The 13,863-nt window shown below is 72.7% G+C and carries 9 protein-coding genes; 8 read left to right on the top strand and 1 reads right to left on the bottom strand.

All coding sequences use genetic code 11. From position 1 onward, the window contains the following. The first annotated feature begins 62 nt into the window (after nt 1-62). From ACFYPN_RS17070 to ACFYPN_RS17060, 3 genes are all read left to right on the top strand, one after another. The gene (locus tag ACFYPN_RS17070) at nt 63-380 is read left to right on the top strand and encodes a hypothetical protein (protein ID WP_358757040.1); all 318 of its coding nucleotides are present in this window, start codon (nt 63-65) and stop codon (nt 378-380) included. A gap of 319 nt (nt 381-699) precedes the next feature. Further along, entirely contained in the window at nt 700-4,002 is a 3,303-nt protein-coding gene (locus ACFYPN_RS17065) for a right-handed parallel beta-helix repeat-containing protein (protein ID WP_389299003.1), read from the top strand. A 68-nt stretch (nt 4,003-4,070) separates the two neighbouring features. Then, nucleotides 4,071-5,273, top strand: a complete 1,203-nt coding sequence (locus tag ACFYPN_RS17060; RefSeq protein WP_389298953.1) for a S8 family serine peptidase — start codon at nt 4,071-4,073, stop codon at nt 5,271-5,273. Nucleotides 5,274-5,294: 21 nt separating this feature from the next. On the opposite strand, the gene eccCa is transcribed toward ACFYPN_RS17060, so the two are convergent. Continuing rightward, entirely contained in the window at nt 5,295-9,272 is a 3,978-nt protein-coding gene (gene eccCa, locus ACFYPN_RS17055; RefSeq protein WP_389298950.1) for a type VII secretion protein EccCa, read from the bottom strand. A gap of 210 nt (nt 9,273-9,482) precedes the next feature. Between eccCa and eccD the strand changes: the two genes are divergently transcribed. The 5 genes from eccD to ACFYPN_RS17030 all read left to right on the top strand — a co-directional run bounded on the left by eccD (nt 9,483) and on the right by ACFYPN_RS17030 (nt 13,820). Continuing rightward, nucleotides 9,483-10,874 carry a type VII secretion integral membrane protein EccD gene (gene eccD, locus ACFYPN_RS17050; protein WP_389298948.1) on the top strand — a complete coding sequence of 464 codons (1,392 nt, stop codon included), beginning with the start codon at nt 9,483-9,485 and terminating at the stop codon, nt 10,872-10,874. 11 nt (nt 10,875-10,885) lie between these two features. Continuing rightward, the gene (gene eccB, locus ACFYPN_RS17045) at nt 10,886-12,355 is read left to right on the top strand and encodes a type VII secretion protein EccB (RefSeq protein ID WP_358757032.1); all 1,470 of its coding nucleotides are present in this window, start codon (nt 10,886-10,888) and stop codon (nt 12,353-12,355) included. Nucleotides 12,356-12,545: 190 nt separating this feature from the next. Continuing rightward, nucleotides 12,546-12,896, top strand: a complete 351-nt coding sequence (locus tag ACFYPN_RS17040; RefSeq protein ID WP_358757030.1) for a hypothetical protein — start codon at nt 12,546-12,548, stop codon at nt 12,894-12,896. A 61-nt stretch (nt 12,897-12,957) separates the two neighbouring features. Further along, a complete protein-coding gene (locus ACFYPN_RS17035; protein WP_358757028.1) occupies nt 12,958-13,296 on the top strand; it encodes a WXG100 family type VII secretion target in 339 nt (112 codons plus the stop codon). Nucleotides 13,297-13,361: 65 nt separating this feature from the next. Beyond that, nucleotides 13,362-13,820 carry a type VII secretion system-associated protein gene (locus ACFYPN_RS17030; protein WP_358757026.1) on the top strand — a complete coding sequence of 153 codons (459 nt, stop codon included), beginning with the start codon at nt 13,362-13,364 and terminating at the stop codon, nt 13,818-13,820. Nucleotides 13,821-13,863 lie beyond the last annotated feature (43 nt).

The raw sequence follows: 13,863 nt of genomic DNA, 5'->3' as shown, positions 1-13,863 counted from the left end.
GGAATGGATCGAGAACCCGCCGACCTTGGACTTTCGATAAGAAACCGCAGTTCAATCGGGGCATGATTCACCACACGATGATCGTTGCCTTCGACGAACCGATTCCCACGAACGAGCTCGACGCATACCTGGAAGAGCTCGAAGAGCTGGCCATGGACACCGGCGCGTTCGAGTCGTTCGGAGCCCGGCGCCACCTCCGCGTCCCAGGCGACGACCACGCCCCGGTGGCCGTCGCCTCCGCCGTCGTCCGGTTCGGACTGGCCGACCTCGACGCCCTCAACACCGCTTTCACCCTCCCGGGCATCCGCGAGTTCATCGACCGCTGGCAGGCCCGCCACCCGTACAAGGCGATCTGGGCCAACCACGAGCCACTCGCCTGACCCGTCGCGCACCCTCGCACCGCTGGCACCGTGGGCTCCGGGAGCGTGCTCCGAGAGCTCGGCGCAGGGGCTGGAGGCTGCCCGCCCCACTGCGGGACGGAGACGAGTCGCTCCCTGATGCTCCCGGTCCGTGCCTTGGCGGTCCCGTCCGGGCACGGGCCGGCTCCGGACAGGCGGACCGGGCCCGGACCACCATGGCGGTCGACCTGCGCCGACAGGCATGATGGGCACTCAAGTTCCGTACGTCCCACCACATGCCGCGTGTCCCCGCCGCCCCACCGGCCCCGGGGGCCGGGAGGTCAGATACGTGTCACGCCAGATGCTCACCGTCGCAGGGGACGGCTCGGGCGATTTCCGCACCGTCGCGGAGGCCGTCGCACAGGCCCGTAACGGTGCCGTCGTCAGCATCGGTCCCGGTCGCTACCAGGAGTCCCTCAGCGTTTCCACGGCGATCACGCTGACCGCCTCCGAGGGGCCCGGAACGGTGGAGCTGGCGCCCCGGCGCGGCACCGCGCTGACCCTCATGGGTGACGCCGTGATGGTGAGCGATCTGGTGCTGCGCGGCCACGACGACGAGTTGCCGGTCGTCGACTCACCCCACGGGCAGATCGCGATGGACCGGTGCGAGGTGCACGGGTCGGCGTGGGCGGCACTCTTCGCGCGGGGCAGCGGGTCCCTCGTCCTGCGCGAGTGCCGGGTCAGCAATCCGGCGGGCGCCGGTGTGGTCTCGACGTCCGGGAACGAGAGCTTCCTGGAGGACTGCGTCGTCGAGCATCTGGGCACCTCCGCGGTGGTGGCCGGCGAGCGCGGGCGGATCACCGTACGCGGCGGCCGGCTGCGCGACACCCGGGGCAACGGGGTCCTGACGAACGGCCAGGCACACCTGCACCTGGAGGACTGCGAGATATCCGCGGCGGACAAGCCGGGCGTCGCCGTCGAGGAGGACAGCACGGTGCGCATGGTGCGCGGCTCGGTCCGCGAGGCGGTGGTCGGGGTGTACGTCAGCTCGACCGGCCAGACCGTGCTGCAGGAGGTGACGGTCACCGACACGACCGGTCACGGCTTCGTGCTGGGCGCCGGCAGCTCCCCCGCCCTGACCGCCTGCCGTACGGAACGGACGGCAGGTCACGGGCTGTTCGTGACCGAACGCAGCCGGGGCACGTTCAAGGACTGCGTGTTCACCTCCGCGAAAGACGCGGGGATCCGGATCAACGGGTTCTCCTCGCCGGTACTGACGGGGACCGTCGTGGCGGACGCGGAGGCCGTCGGGGTACTCCTCGACGAGGACTCGGCGGGTGAGTTCGACCGCCTGGAGGTACGGGACGCGGGCGGCTCCGGCATCGTCGTCCGTACCGGCGCCAACCCGCTGCTGCGCCGCGCCACCGTCACCCGGCCGGGTTCGCACGGGGTGGAGGTCACCAAGGACGGGCGGGGCCGGCTCGAGGAGTGTGTCGTCGAGGCGTCGGCCGGCTCGGCCGTGCACGTCTCGGGGCACGGCAGCCTGTACGTCGGCGGCAGCACGCTGCGGGGGGCGGCCGCGTCGGGCGTGCACGTCGGGGCGCTCGGCACGGTCACCCTGCGCGACACGGCCGTCGAGGACGCGGCCGGTGCGGGCGTCCGGGTCGATCCGGAGGGCGAGTTGTCCGCCGCGCGGGCGCGGGTCACCGGCTCGGGCGAGCACGGGGTGCTGGTCACCGCGGGCGCGCGGGCGGCCCTGAAGTCCTGCGAGGTGTCCGGCTCCGGCGCCGACGGCGTACGGGTGGAGGGCACCGACCCGGCGTCGCTGACCGGCTGCACGGTACGGGACAACCGGGGCAGCGGGCTGCGGCAGGCGGTGCCCGGTGACCGGCTCGCCGTCGAAGGTCTGACCAGTGCGGACAACGGTGCTCCGGACGCCTGGGGCAGCGCCGCGGGCGCCGAGGCGGCGGGCGGTGGACGGCTGCCGGGAGGCGCGGTCCCGATGACCGCAGAACCGGACGGCGACACCGGCCCGGTGGCCGAGCTGGAATCCCTGATCGGTCTCGCCGACGTGAAGCAGCAGGTGCTGACGCTGATCAACCTGAACCGGCTGGCGCAGCGGCGCGCCAGCCTCGGCATGCCCGCCCCGCCGATGAGCCGCCATCTGGTGTTCGCGGGCCCGCCCGGCACCGGCAAGACGACGGTGGCCCGGCTGTACGGGTCGATCCTCGCGTCGCTCGGAGTGCTGCGCAGCGGCCACCTGGTGGAGGTCTCGCGAGCCGACCTGGTGGCCCAGATCGTCGGCGGCACCGCGATCAAGACCACCGAGAAGTTCAACGAGGCGCTCGGCGGGGTGCTGTTCGTCGACGAGGCGTACACCCTGGTTTCCGACGGCGGCTCGGGCGCGGACTTCGGCCGGGAGGCCATCGACACGCTGGTGAAGCTGATGGAGGACCACCGGGAGGACGTGGTGGTCGTCGCAGCCGGCTACCCGGCGGAGATGACCGGTTTCCTCGCCTCCAACCCCGGTCTGGCCTCCCGGTTCACCCGCACCGTGGAGTTCACCGACTACACCTCGGACGAGCTGGTCACCATCGTCGAACGGATGTGCACGGGGCACCACTACGAACTGGAACCGGCGGCCAGGACCGCGTTGCACGGCCACTTCGACGCCATTCCGCGCGACGCGGCGTTCGGCAACGGGCGCACCGCCCGCAAGGTGTTCGAGGAGATGGTGGACCGCCAGGCGTCCCGGCTGGCGGCCCTGGCGGAGGTCGGTGAACGCGATCTGGCGGTACTGACCGCGAAGGACGTCGGCGTGAGCGCGGCGGTGGACCACAAGCCCGACGAGGACCCGCTGCTGCGGCTGGACGCGCTGGTGGGGCTCGCCGCGGTCAAGCGGGAGGTGGGTGATCTGGTCAATCTGCTGGCCACCGCCCGTCGCCGCACCGAGGCCGGGCTGCCGGCACCGCGCATCAGCAATCACCTGGTCTTCGCGGGCCCGCCCGGTACCGGGAAGACGACGGTGGCCCGGCTGTACGGGGAACTGCTGGCCTCGCTCGGGGTGCTGCCGCGCGGCCAGCTGGTCGAGGTGTCGCGGGCCGATCTGGTGGGCCGGTGGGTCGGGCACACGGCGCAGCTCACGAAGGAGGTGTTCACGCGGGCGCTCGGCGGTGTGCTCTTCATCGACGAGGCGTACACCCTCACCCCCGCGGGGAGCGGCGGTTCCTCCGACTTCGGTCAGGAGGCCGTGGACACCCTCCTGAAGCTGATGGAGGACCACCGCGACGAGGTGGTGGTGATCGCGGCGGGCTACACCGAGGAGATGGCGCGCTTCCTGGACTCCAACCCGGGTCTCGCCTCCCGCTTCCCCCGGCACATCGAGTTCCCCGACTACTCCTCCGACGAGCTGGTCACCATCGTGCGCCAGCACGCCGTCGACAACGGCTACGAGTGCGCGCCCGGCGCCGCCACCGCGCTGCGCGCGCACTTCGACGGGCTGCCGAGGGGGCGTACGTTCGGCAACGCACGCCTCGCGCGGCAGACCCTGGAGGGGATGATGACTCGTCAGGCGGGGCGGCTGAGCGCGGTCGCTGCGCCCAGCCTGGACGATCTGCAGCTCCTGCTGCCGGAGGACCTGACCGGTCTGCCGCAGCCTTCCTGAGGGGCGCCCGGCCGTCCCGCCGCGCAGTCCTCCCCGGACCGTCTCACCGAACAAAGGGAAAGCCCCGCATGCACCGCCGTACGGCCGTTCTGCTGCTCTGCACCGCTCTGATCGCCCTGCCGGGCCGGCTCGCCCTCGCGGACGACAGCGCCGGACAGGTGGTGCTGCCCGGGGTCCCCGAGCGACTGTCCGAGCAGCAGGCGTGCACGGCCTTCAAGGGCCGTGCCACCTCCGACGCCCCCTGGACGCGCAGGGCGCTCGGTCTGGACCAGGTGTGGCCCCTGTCGCAGGGACGGGGCGTGACCGTCGCGGTCGTCGGCACCGGGGTGAGCGACGGGCCCGCCGTGCTGGCCGGCCGGGTCGACGCGGTGGACGACGCGGGCAAGGACTGCGTGGGACGGGGGACCTTCCAGGCGGGTCTGATCGCGGGTGCGGCCACTCCCGGCCAGGGCTTCGCCGGGGTCGCCCCGCAGGCGAGGATCCTGGCCGTACGGGGCACGGGCGTCCGCGGCGAACCCGATCCGGCCCGGCTGGCGGCCGGCGTGCGGGCAGCGGCCGAGCACGGAGCCGGGGTGATCACCGTGACCGCTCCGCTGGACGGCGCGGACAAGGCGGTACGGGCGGCTCTGGCGGTGGCCGCGGCCAAGGACTCGCTGGTGGTGGCCCCGGCGGCGGCGGACAGTGTGCCGCTGTCCACGGGCGCCGATGCTCCCGCCGAGGCCGCTCCCGCACCTCCGAAGGATGTCCTCGCCGTGCTGGACACCGGCCCGCGGGGCACCCGTCCGGACGGCGCCCCGCCCTTCACGCGCGCCGACATCACCGCGCCCGGCGACGCGCTCGTCGGTCCGGGCCCGGTGGACGGCGGGCTGTGGACGGGCTCCGGCGCGTCGCTGGCGGCGGCGGTGACGGCGGGCACGGCGGCGCTGGTGCGCTCCTACCACCCGGAGCTGAGCGCGGCCCAGGTGCGGGAGAGGCTGCTGCGCACGGCGTACCCGGCGGACCTTCCGGCGCTGGACCCCTACGGGGCGGTGGCGGGCGCGGAGGCTCCGGCCGCGCGGGCGGCGGCGGCCCGCCCGGACCCGGTGCGGCCGGTGTCGCACCCGGACACCGCGGGCGCCAGGAACACCGCGCTGCTGGTCACGGCGGGCGCCGCGGGGGTGGCCCTGCTCGTGGCGTTCTTCGCGGTGGCGCTGCCGCGGGGGCGGGCCAGAGGCTGGCGGCCGGGCCGACTGGGCACCGGGGACGCCCGCGGGGGTGGCGGCGCCCCCTGACGGCCAGTGCCGCGACCGGCACTACTGGCCGCGTTCCTCCTCCGGCGGTGCCACCTCGCGGGGCAGCGCGATCTGGACGAGCGCGGCCTTGCGGCGGGCGATCCGCAGCGCACGCCCCGGTGGCAGGATTTTCGGTTTGACGCTGTCGAAGACGTATCCCTCCGAGGGCGGGCAGGACAGCTGGAGGGCCGGGGAGTTGACCTCCTGGAGCTTGCGCATCAGGGGGTCCTGGCGTGACGCGCCGGTCGAGGCGCGGGCCACGACCAGGTGGAGGCCGACCTCGTAGCCGAGCGGAATGTGCGGCAGCAGCGGTTCGAAGGGGCCGCTGAAGCCGGTGCCGACCATCTCGTAGTCGTCGACGAGCACGAAGAGGCGCGGCCCGGTCCACCAGTCGGCCCGCCGCATCCGGGCCGGGGAGATCTCCTCGCCGGGGGCGCGGACGACCATCGCCCGGGTGACCCCGTCGACGAGTTCGCGCAGCGGGTCCGCCGCCACGGCGTGGCCGAGCCGGTACTCCTCGGGGACCGCCTCGACGAGCTCGCGGCGGTAGTCGACGACCAGGATGCGCGCCTGCTGGGGGGTGTGGGTCGCGACGATCTGCTGGGCGAGCAGCCGCAGCGCGCTGGTCTTGCCGCTCTCCGTGTCCCCGACCAGCATCAGGTGCGGGCTCTGGGCGAAGTCGTGCCAGACCGGCGAGAGTTCGGCTTCGTCCAGGCCGAACGGGACGCGCAGCGGCCGCTCCGGGTCGGTCGGCGGCAGGTCGGCGGTGGTGAGGCGGGCGGGCAGCATGCGCACGGGCGGGGCCGGCGGGGCGTCCCAGTTCTCCGCGACGGCCTCGACGAGGTCCGCGAGGGCGTCGGTGAGGTCCTCCGCGTCCTCGCCGCCGTCGATGCGCGGGAGTGCGGCGAGGAAGTGGAGCTTCTCGTTGCTCAGACCGCGTCCGGGGACGGCGGGCACGGTGCCGGCCTTGCGGATGTCGATGGCGGAGTCCATCGGGTCGCCCATCCGCAGCTCCAGGCGGTTGCCGACCTGGTCGCGGAGGGCGGCGGAGAGCTCCACCCAGCGGGAGGTGCTGACCATGAGGTGGACGCCGTAGTTGAGGCCCCGGGTGGCGATGCCGTTGAAGACGGCGATGTCGTCGAACATGTCACTGCGCACCGTGGACCAGCCGTCCACGACGAGGAAGACGTCGCCCAGCGGCTCGTCCGGGTACTGCCCCTCGGCCCGTCGCCTGCGGTAGGTGGCCATGGAGTCGATGCCCTGCTCCTGGAAGAACAGCTCCCGCCGGTTGAGCAGCGAGGTGACCTCGGCGAGGGTACGGGAGATCCGTTCCCGGTCGAGACGGCCGGCGACCCCGCCGACGTGCGGCAGCCCGGCGAGCCCGAGCAGTGCGCCACCCCCGAAGTCCAGGCAGTAGAACTGCACTTCGCGCGGGGTGTGGGTGAGGGCGAGCGCGGCGATGAGGGTCCGCAGCACGGTGGACTTGCCGCTCTGCGGACCACCGGCGACGGCGAGGTGTCCGCCCGCGCCGGAGAAGTCGACCGTGAGCAGGTCGCGCACCTGGTCGAAGGGCTTGTCGACGATGCCGACGGGGATGCGCAGCTTGCCCCGGTCGGCGGAACCGGTCGTGGTGAGGCCGAAGTCGGGGTCCGGGAACAGGGGCGGCAGCAGTGCGTCGAGGGCCGGCGGGGCGCCCAGCGGAGGCAGCCACACCTGGCGGGCGGGCGGGCCGCTGTCGCGCAGCCGGTCGAGCGCGAGCGCGAGGAGGGACTCGCCGGAGTCGGGCTCGGCGGTCACCGGTTCGGGGGCGGCGGGAAGGGTGCGCGGCACCACCCAGTCGGTGCCCCACGGCACGACCTGGCGGGCGATCTGCGCCTGCTGGACGGCACCACGCCTGCTCGTGTACGCCCCGGAGACGTACGCGGCACGGAACCGGGTCAGCGCTTCGACGCCGCTCTTCAGGTAGCCGCTGCCCGGGGTGGGTGGCAGGTGGTAGGCGTCGGGGACACCGAGCACCCCGCGGCTCTCGATCGCGGAGAAGGTGCGCAGACCGATGCGGTAGGAGAGGTGGGACTCCAGCTGGTGCATGCGGCCCTCCTCCAACCGCTGCGAGGCGAGCAGGAGATGGACGCCGAGCGAGCGGCCGAGACGGCCGATCATCACGAAGAGCTCCATGAAGTCGCGGTGCGCCGAGAGGAGTTCGGAGAACTCGTCCACGACGATGAAGAGCGAGGGCAGCGGTGCCAGCGGGGTGCCGGAGGCGCGGGCCTTCTCGTACTCCAGCACGGAGGAGTAGTTCCCGGCCCGGCGCAACAGTTCCTGACGCCTCATCAGTTCACCGTGCAAGGCGTCCTGCATGCGTCCGACGAGGGGGAGTTCCTCGGCCAGGTTCGTGATGACGGCCGAGGTGTGCGGCAGCTCATCCATGCCGAGGAAGGTGGCGCCGCCCTTGAAGTCGACGAGCACGAAGTTGAGGGTCTCGGAGGAGTGGGTGAGAGCGAGGCCCAGCACCAGGGTGCGCAGCAGTTCGCTCTTGCCGGAGCCGGTGGCCCCGATGAGCATGCCGTGCGGGCCCATGCCGCCCTGGGCGGATTCTTTGATGTCGAGTTCGACGGGCAGCCCGTCCTCGCCGATCGCTATCGGTACCCGCAGCCGGTCGCGGCTCTCCAGCGGGCGGGCGCCCCACAGCTTGGCGGGGTCGTGACGACGCAGGTCCGCGATGCCGAGCAAGGTGGTGAGTTCGGTGTCGGAGGCGAACGGCTCGGCCGAGACCGCACCGCCGCCGAGGCGGTAGGGAGCGAGCCGGGCGGCCAGCGTGCGGGCGGCGACCGGACCGAGCGTGTCGGGCTCGCCCAGGAGGGTGGACTGCTCCTTGCGTTCGCGGTCGGTGCGCACCAGGTGGAGTCCGTCGTCGTCGATGCGCAGCCGCAGTGTGCCGCGGGCGGGCTTCCAGACGAGCGTCTCCGACAGGTCGACGACGACGGCGTTGCGGTACCCGGCCCCTTCCAGGCGGTGGCCGCCGGGCACGGTGCCGCCGTCCACGACGACGACGGTGAAGGGCTCGTCGCGGCCGGGCGCGGTCTCCGGGTCGAACGGGGGGCGTTCGGTGAAGTCCGCGCCGAGCAGCTCGTCCAGCTCCACGAGTCCTGCCGCGACGGTACGGGCCTGACCCGCGCCGTCGCGCTGGTAGGCGTGCTGGGTGTGCGGCAGCCACTTCACCCACTCCCACTCGGCGCGCCGCGCGTCGGAGACGCAGAGCGCGACGGTGAGTTCCTCGGGGGCGTGGAAGGCCGCGAGCTGGGCGATCAGGGCGCGGGCGAGGGCACGGGCCCGCTCGTTGTCGCCGTGCACGAGAATCCGCGACCAGGCCCGCAGGTAGAGGGCGATGGGCTGGCCGGGCACGGTGCCGTACGCCCGGATGAAGCTGCGCAGGGCGTGCGCGGTGAGCGGCTCCAGGTCCTCGACGGGCTTGGTGGCCAGCGGGGCGAGCCGGGTGCCGAGCTTCTGCTCGCCGACGGCGACCCGTACTTCCGCGAAGTCCTCGTCGGCGGGGCGGCGTTCCCACTGCCGGCTGGTACCGGTCAGCGCCCACAGCCCGGCCGGGTCCGGGTGCCGCCAGGCCAGGGCCTTCTGCTGATCGGCCACCGTGCGGCGGATCTTGCGCCGGGTCTGGGCCAGGTACCGCAGGTAGTCCCGCCGCTCACCCTTGAGTTTGCGCTTGCGTTCGCCCGCGCTGCGCATCAGCTGTCCCACGATCATCGCGACGGACGAGAGCAGCATCAGCCCGATGGCCAGGTAGCTGAAGGTCGTCGCCTGGCCGGGCCTGATGAACATCATCATCATGGCGAGTGACGTCAGCCCCATGGGGAGGTACATCCACATGGCCGAGGTGTTCGGCTCCGCCTCCGGGAGGGCGGGCGGTTCCTGGAGGCTGATCTCGCCGTCCGGCATGTCGGGGCCCCGCCTGCGGGCGGGACGGCGGAACAGAACGGTGCTCACGCGGAATTACTCCTCGGGCTCGTCGCTTCTGAGGCGGTGGGGAGGCAGGGGGGTCCCAGGGCGGTTCGGCACGAAGGAGGTGAATGCCGCAGGTGAATGCCCAGCTCGGAACGGTCGCACCAGTGGCTGGCGGCCTGACGCAAGATCAAAGGTAGTGTGCGGTCATCAACTTTGGTATCCCCGCCCCTCGGAGAGGTGTGGCCCCGCCGCATGACAGACATATCCGCCCCCGGCCTGTGTCGGCTCACGGTGCGAACCCGGGAACGGCTCATCGATCTGGCGGTCCCCGCCGACGTGCCCGTGTCCGACCTGCTGCCCGTCCTCCTCGACCACGCGGGTCACGACCTGGCGGAGAGGGGGATCGAACACGGCGGCTGGGTGCTGCAACGCCTGGGCGAGGAGCCCCTGGACGTGGAGCGCACCCCGGAGGGCCTGGCGCTGCGGGACGGCGAGACGCTCTTCCTCCGCCCTCGCACCGAGGTGCTGCCGCCGGTCCACTTCGACGACCTGGTGGACGGGGTCGCCGGCACGATGCGCGACCGCCCGCACGGGTGGGAGGCCCGGACCAGCCGGTGGCTGTTGCGCGGCACAGCGGTGGTGCTGCTCGCGGCCGGGCTGCTGGTGCTGGCGCTGCCGGGCGGCTCCGCACCGCTGCGGGCCGCGGTCGCGGCCGCCACCGGGCTGCTGGTGCTGTTCGGCGCCGCCACGGCGAGCCGGGCGGTGGGCGACTCCGCCGCCGGCGCCGCGCTCGGCGTCCTCGTCGCACCGTATCTGGGGCTGGCCGGTGCGCTGCTGCCCAGCGGTGACGCGCACGCGCACCTGACGGGGGCGCGGCTGCTCGCCGGTTCGGCGGCGGCCGCGGGCGGGGCGGTGCTGGCGGTGGCCGCGGTCGCCGCCTTCGTGCCGCTGCTGCTGACCGCGGCGGTGGTCGCGCTGGCGGGCGCCCTGTGGGGTGCTCTGATGCTGGTCACCGACTGGCCGGCCGCGCACGCGGCGAGCGTCCTCGCGGTCCTCGCGGTCGTCTTCGGCGGCCTCGTCCCGAGCATCGCCTTCCGGCTGTCCGGGCTGCGGCTGCCCGCCCTGCCGACCAATGCGGAGCAGCTCCAGGAAGGCATCGAACCCCACCCCAGCCAGGTCGTGGTGAGCCGCACCGCGCTCGCCGAGGAGTGGATGACCGCCCTGTACACGGGGACCGGTCTGATCTGCGCGGTGGTCCTGACCGCTCTCGTGACGGTCCGCCCGGACAGCGCCGCCGTGGTCACCGCCGGAGTGCTGTGTCTGCTCCTGCTCCTGCACGCGCGCGGCATCGGCAACATGTGGCAGCGGCCCGCGGTCATGCTCCCGGGCCTGTACGGCCTCGTCCTGATGGCGGTGCGGGCCGCCGGTTCGATGGACGCCGCGCACCGCCCGTTCCTGATCGCGGCGCTCATCGCCGCCGCCGTGTCGGCGGCCATCGCCTCGTGGACGGTGCCCGGCCGCCGGATACTGCCCTACTGGGGCCGGGCGGCCGACATCCTGCACAGCCTGCTCGCCGTCGCCGTGATCCCGCTGACCCTCTGGGTGCTGGGCGTGTACACGGCCCTGCGCACCGCCAACGGCTGAGGGGAAAGGACATGCAGTCCAGGAAGGACCAGGTCCAGGCCCATCTCTTCGTCATGGGGCGGCTGACCAGCGGCATGCTGCGGAGCGACCCCGACTCCCCGGAGTCCCCGGTGGGCCGCACGAACCGGGGCATGGCCTGGGGCATCGGCCTCGGAGTCGTCCTCACCGTCGGGTTCCTGCTCTTCGGGATGATCTCGCCCGCGGGCTCCAAGACCTGGCAGCAGGACTCGGACCTGATCGTGCAGAAGGACACCGGTACCCGCTTCCTCTATCTCGACGGGACGTTGCGCCCGGTGCGCAACTACGCGTCGGCGAAGCTGATCGCGGCCGACGACCTCAAGGTGGTCTCGGTGTCCGGGGCCTCCCTGGCGGGCGAGCGGCACGGCACCCCGGTCGGCATCCCCGGCGCCCCCGACGCGCTGCCCGGCCCCGGAGACCTGGAGCAGGGGGCGTGGCAGGTCTGCGCGGAGGAACCGGCCCGCACGGGCGCCGACCGCACCGGCCGGCGCCCCGTCACGTCGCTGCGGGTGGGCCTGCCCACCGGCGGGGTCTCCCCCGGCGACGACCGTGCCGTTCTCGTCCAGGGCCCGGACAGAACCACGCATCTGTTGTGGGGCGATCACCGGCTGCGGCTCGGGAAGCACGGCGCGGCCGAGGCGCTGGGCTACTCCGGGGCGACGCCGGTACCCGTCTCCGCGGCGTTCCTCGACAGCGTGCCGGCCGGACCCGATCTGACCGCGCCGGAGGTGGACGGCCGGGGCGCGGCCGGACCCCGGATCGGCGGCCGCACCGGACGGACGGGCCAGGTGTACGCACTGGCATCGCCGGGCACCGTCACCCAGCACTTCCTGCTGGAGAAGAGTGGCCTGCGCCCGCTGAGCACTCCCGGGGCAGCCCTCGTACTGGGTGACGACCGGACGGCGAAGCTGGCCTACCAGGGGTCGGTCCCGGCCGTGCTCCCGCTCACCGCGGACCAGCTGGCCCAGCACCGGGCGCCGGCTGCCGAGGCGGCCGAGGACCCGGCGGGGTGGCCGTCCCGTACGCCCGTCGTGCGGGACCCGGGCCCCGGCATGTCGGTGTGCGCCCGGATCCAGCCGGAGGGCTCCGCGCCCCGGGTGGCCCTGGCTCTCGTACCGACGGCGGCACGGGCGGCTCCGGTGCCCTCCGGCCCCGAGATCCGGCATGCGTGCCTGGCGGTGGACGGTCTGGAGGTACGGCCCGGGGGCGGCGCGCTGGTGCAGGCGCTGGGCGCGGGGGGCTCGGTGATCGGCACGACGACGTACCTGGTCACGGATGTGGGCATCAAGTACCGGCTGCCGGACGCTGAGTCGGTGGAGCGGCTCGGCCTGAAGGGCGGCCACGCGCAGGCGGTGCCCTCGCGACTGCTGGACATGCTGCCGACGGGTCCGGTGCTGGACGCGGCGGTGGCCGGCGGCGGTCGGGCGGCTCCCGCCGTGTCCTCGGAGGGGTCCTGCGGGTGAACGGCCGGTCATGGGGCGGCGTCCGCGCCGGACCGGGCGTTCATCACCTTCCCCCGCGTGACGGCCGTCGGGGGCCGGCCCGGTCGGACAATGATCAATTCCAGCTCAGATCTTGCCGTTGAGCATTGCCCCCGCCACACCGGCCTCCCTAGCATCAGCAGACGCCCAAGTCCGGGAAAGGACACCTGACATGTCGAACACCCCCGCCGAACCCGGCAGCCTCCAGACGTCGTCGCAGTCCGAGAACCAGAAGGGCTACAACGCCCTCAGCACTGTGCAGAGCGGCATCAAGCAGTCCCAGGAGGAGGTGCGCACGACCATGAGGGGCCTGATGGCCGCGTACGGGGGCCAGGACGGCGGCGCGTACCAGCAGCTGCTCTCGGACTGGAGCGGCCAGGTCGACATCATCACCAGGAACATCAACCAGATGATGGAGCAGCTCCAGGAGACCGGCGTCCTCCAGCGCGGACTTCAGGGAAGGACCACGGAGGCGATCCAGACCAGCAGCCGGTCGAACGACGTCTTCGCCGAGCTGACCTGACAGGCCGTCCGGCACTTCCCTCCTCCCGTCCCCGCCCCTCCTCCCTCTCCAGGAGTTCGCCATGACCACCCCCTACGATCACTCCAACAAGACCGACGGCATCATCCACGTCGAGTACAGCAGGGTGGATCAGGCCGCCGAGGACATGCGCCTCCAGACGAACCGCATCCAGTCCCTGGTGCAGGCCCTCAACGAGGAGCTGGCCGGGTTGCACGGCGCCTGGCAGGGCGCGGACGCCGCGACGTACTCGGCTCTGCAGGAGAAGTGGAACCAGGCCACCACACAGCTGGGAACCGTTCTGACGAAGCACAGCTCCACGCTGAGCGACATCTCGGACCAGTACCGCAAGCACGAGAACCGCAGCGCGTCGGAGTGGGGGAACATCCGCGTCGGCGGTTGATCCACCGCCTGCCCCGGACCGCCGGCTCCTGCCCGCCCCCTCCCCGACGACGATTGTGAGAAGCCATGGCGGCCGACCCGGCCAATCTGTCGCACCTGGACACGGACTCTCTCCAGAGGTTCATCGACACCGACGTGCAGGAGTTCATCGACCTGCTGACCGCGCTGGAGAAGGACGCCGAGAAGGGTGGGATCTCCTCGCTGAAGTTCCTCAGTGCCCAGATGGCCTCCCCCGGGGTGGGTCTCAGCAGCCATGTGCTCAAGCTCGGCAAACTGGTCGGGAAGGACGCTTCCCCGCTGAGCGCGAATCCGCTGGTGGAGTACCTCACGGGCGCGGCGGGGTCCCAGGCGGGCGTCATCAGCAACCAGCTGAAGCTCTTCAAGGACATCCAGAGGAACATGAGGACGGTGCTGGAGACGATGAAGAAGAACCAGGCGGACAGCCTGGAGGACATCAAGAGCCAGGAGTTCCTGAACGACCTGGGTGATGTGGACGGGGACCTCGCCCCGACCCGGAAGACCTGACCCTCACCCTTCGTCTCCGCTCGTCGCACAAGGAGAGTCCTGC

The sequence above is a fragment of the Streptomyces sp. NPDC005576 genome, assembly GCF_042871745.1.
GTDB lineage: Bacteria > Actinomycetota > Actinomycetes > Streptomycetales > Streptomycetaceae > Streptomyces.
Note: the sequence above shows the minus strand (reverse complement) of the source record. Positions and strands in the feature narration are given on the sequence as shown.

Bases quoted from the DNA above. Each gene is read 5' to 3' on its own strand.
- ACFYPN_RS17070 (WP_358757040.1), top strand. From the start codon at position 63: ATGATTCACCACACGATGATCGTTGCCTTCGACGAACCGATTCCCACG.
- ACFYPN_RS17065 (WP_389299003.1), top strand. From the start codon at position 700: ATGCTCACCGTCGCAGGGGACGGCTCGGGCGATTTCCGCACCGTCGCG.
- ACFYPN_RS17060 (WP_389298953.1), top strand. From the start codon at position 4,071: ATGCACCGCCGTACGGCCGTTCTGCTGCTCTGCACCGCTCTGATCGCC.
- eccD (WP_389298948.1), top strand. From the start codon at position 9,483: ATGACAGACATATCCGCCCCCGGCCTGTGTCGGCTCACGGTGCGAACC.
- eccB (WP_358757032.1), top strand. From the start codon at position 10,886: ATGCAGTCCAGGAAGGACCAGGTCCAGGCCCATCTCTTCGTCATGGGG.
- ACFYPN_RS17040 (WP_358757030.1), top strand. From the start codon at position 12,546: ATGTCGAACACCCCCGCCGAACCCGGCAGCCTCCAGACGTCGTCGCAG.
- ACFYPN_RS17035 (WP_358757028.1), top strand. From the start codon at position 12,958: ATGACCACCCCCTACGATCACTCCAACAAGACCGACGGCATCATCCAC.
- ACFYPN_RS17030 (WP_358757026.1), top strand. From the start codon at position 13,362: ATGGCGGCCGACCCGGCCAATCTGTCGCACCTGGACACGGACTCTCTC.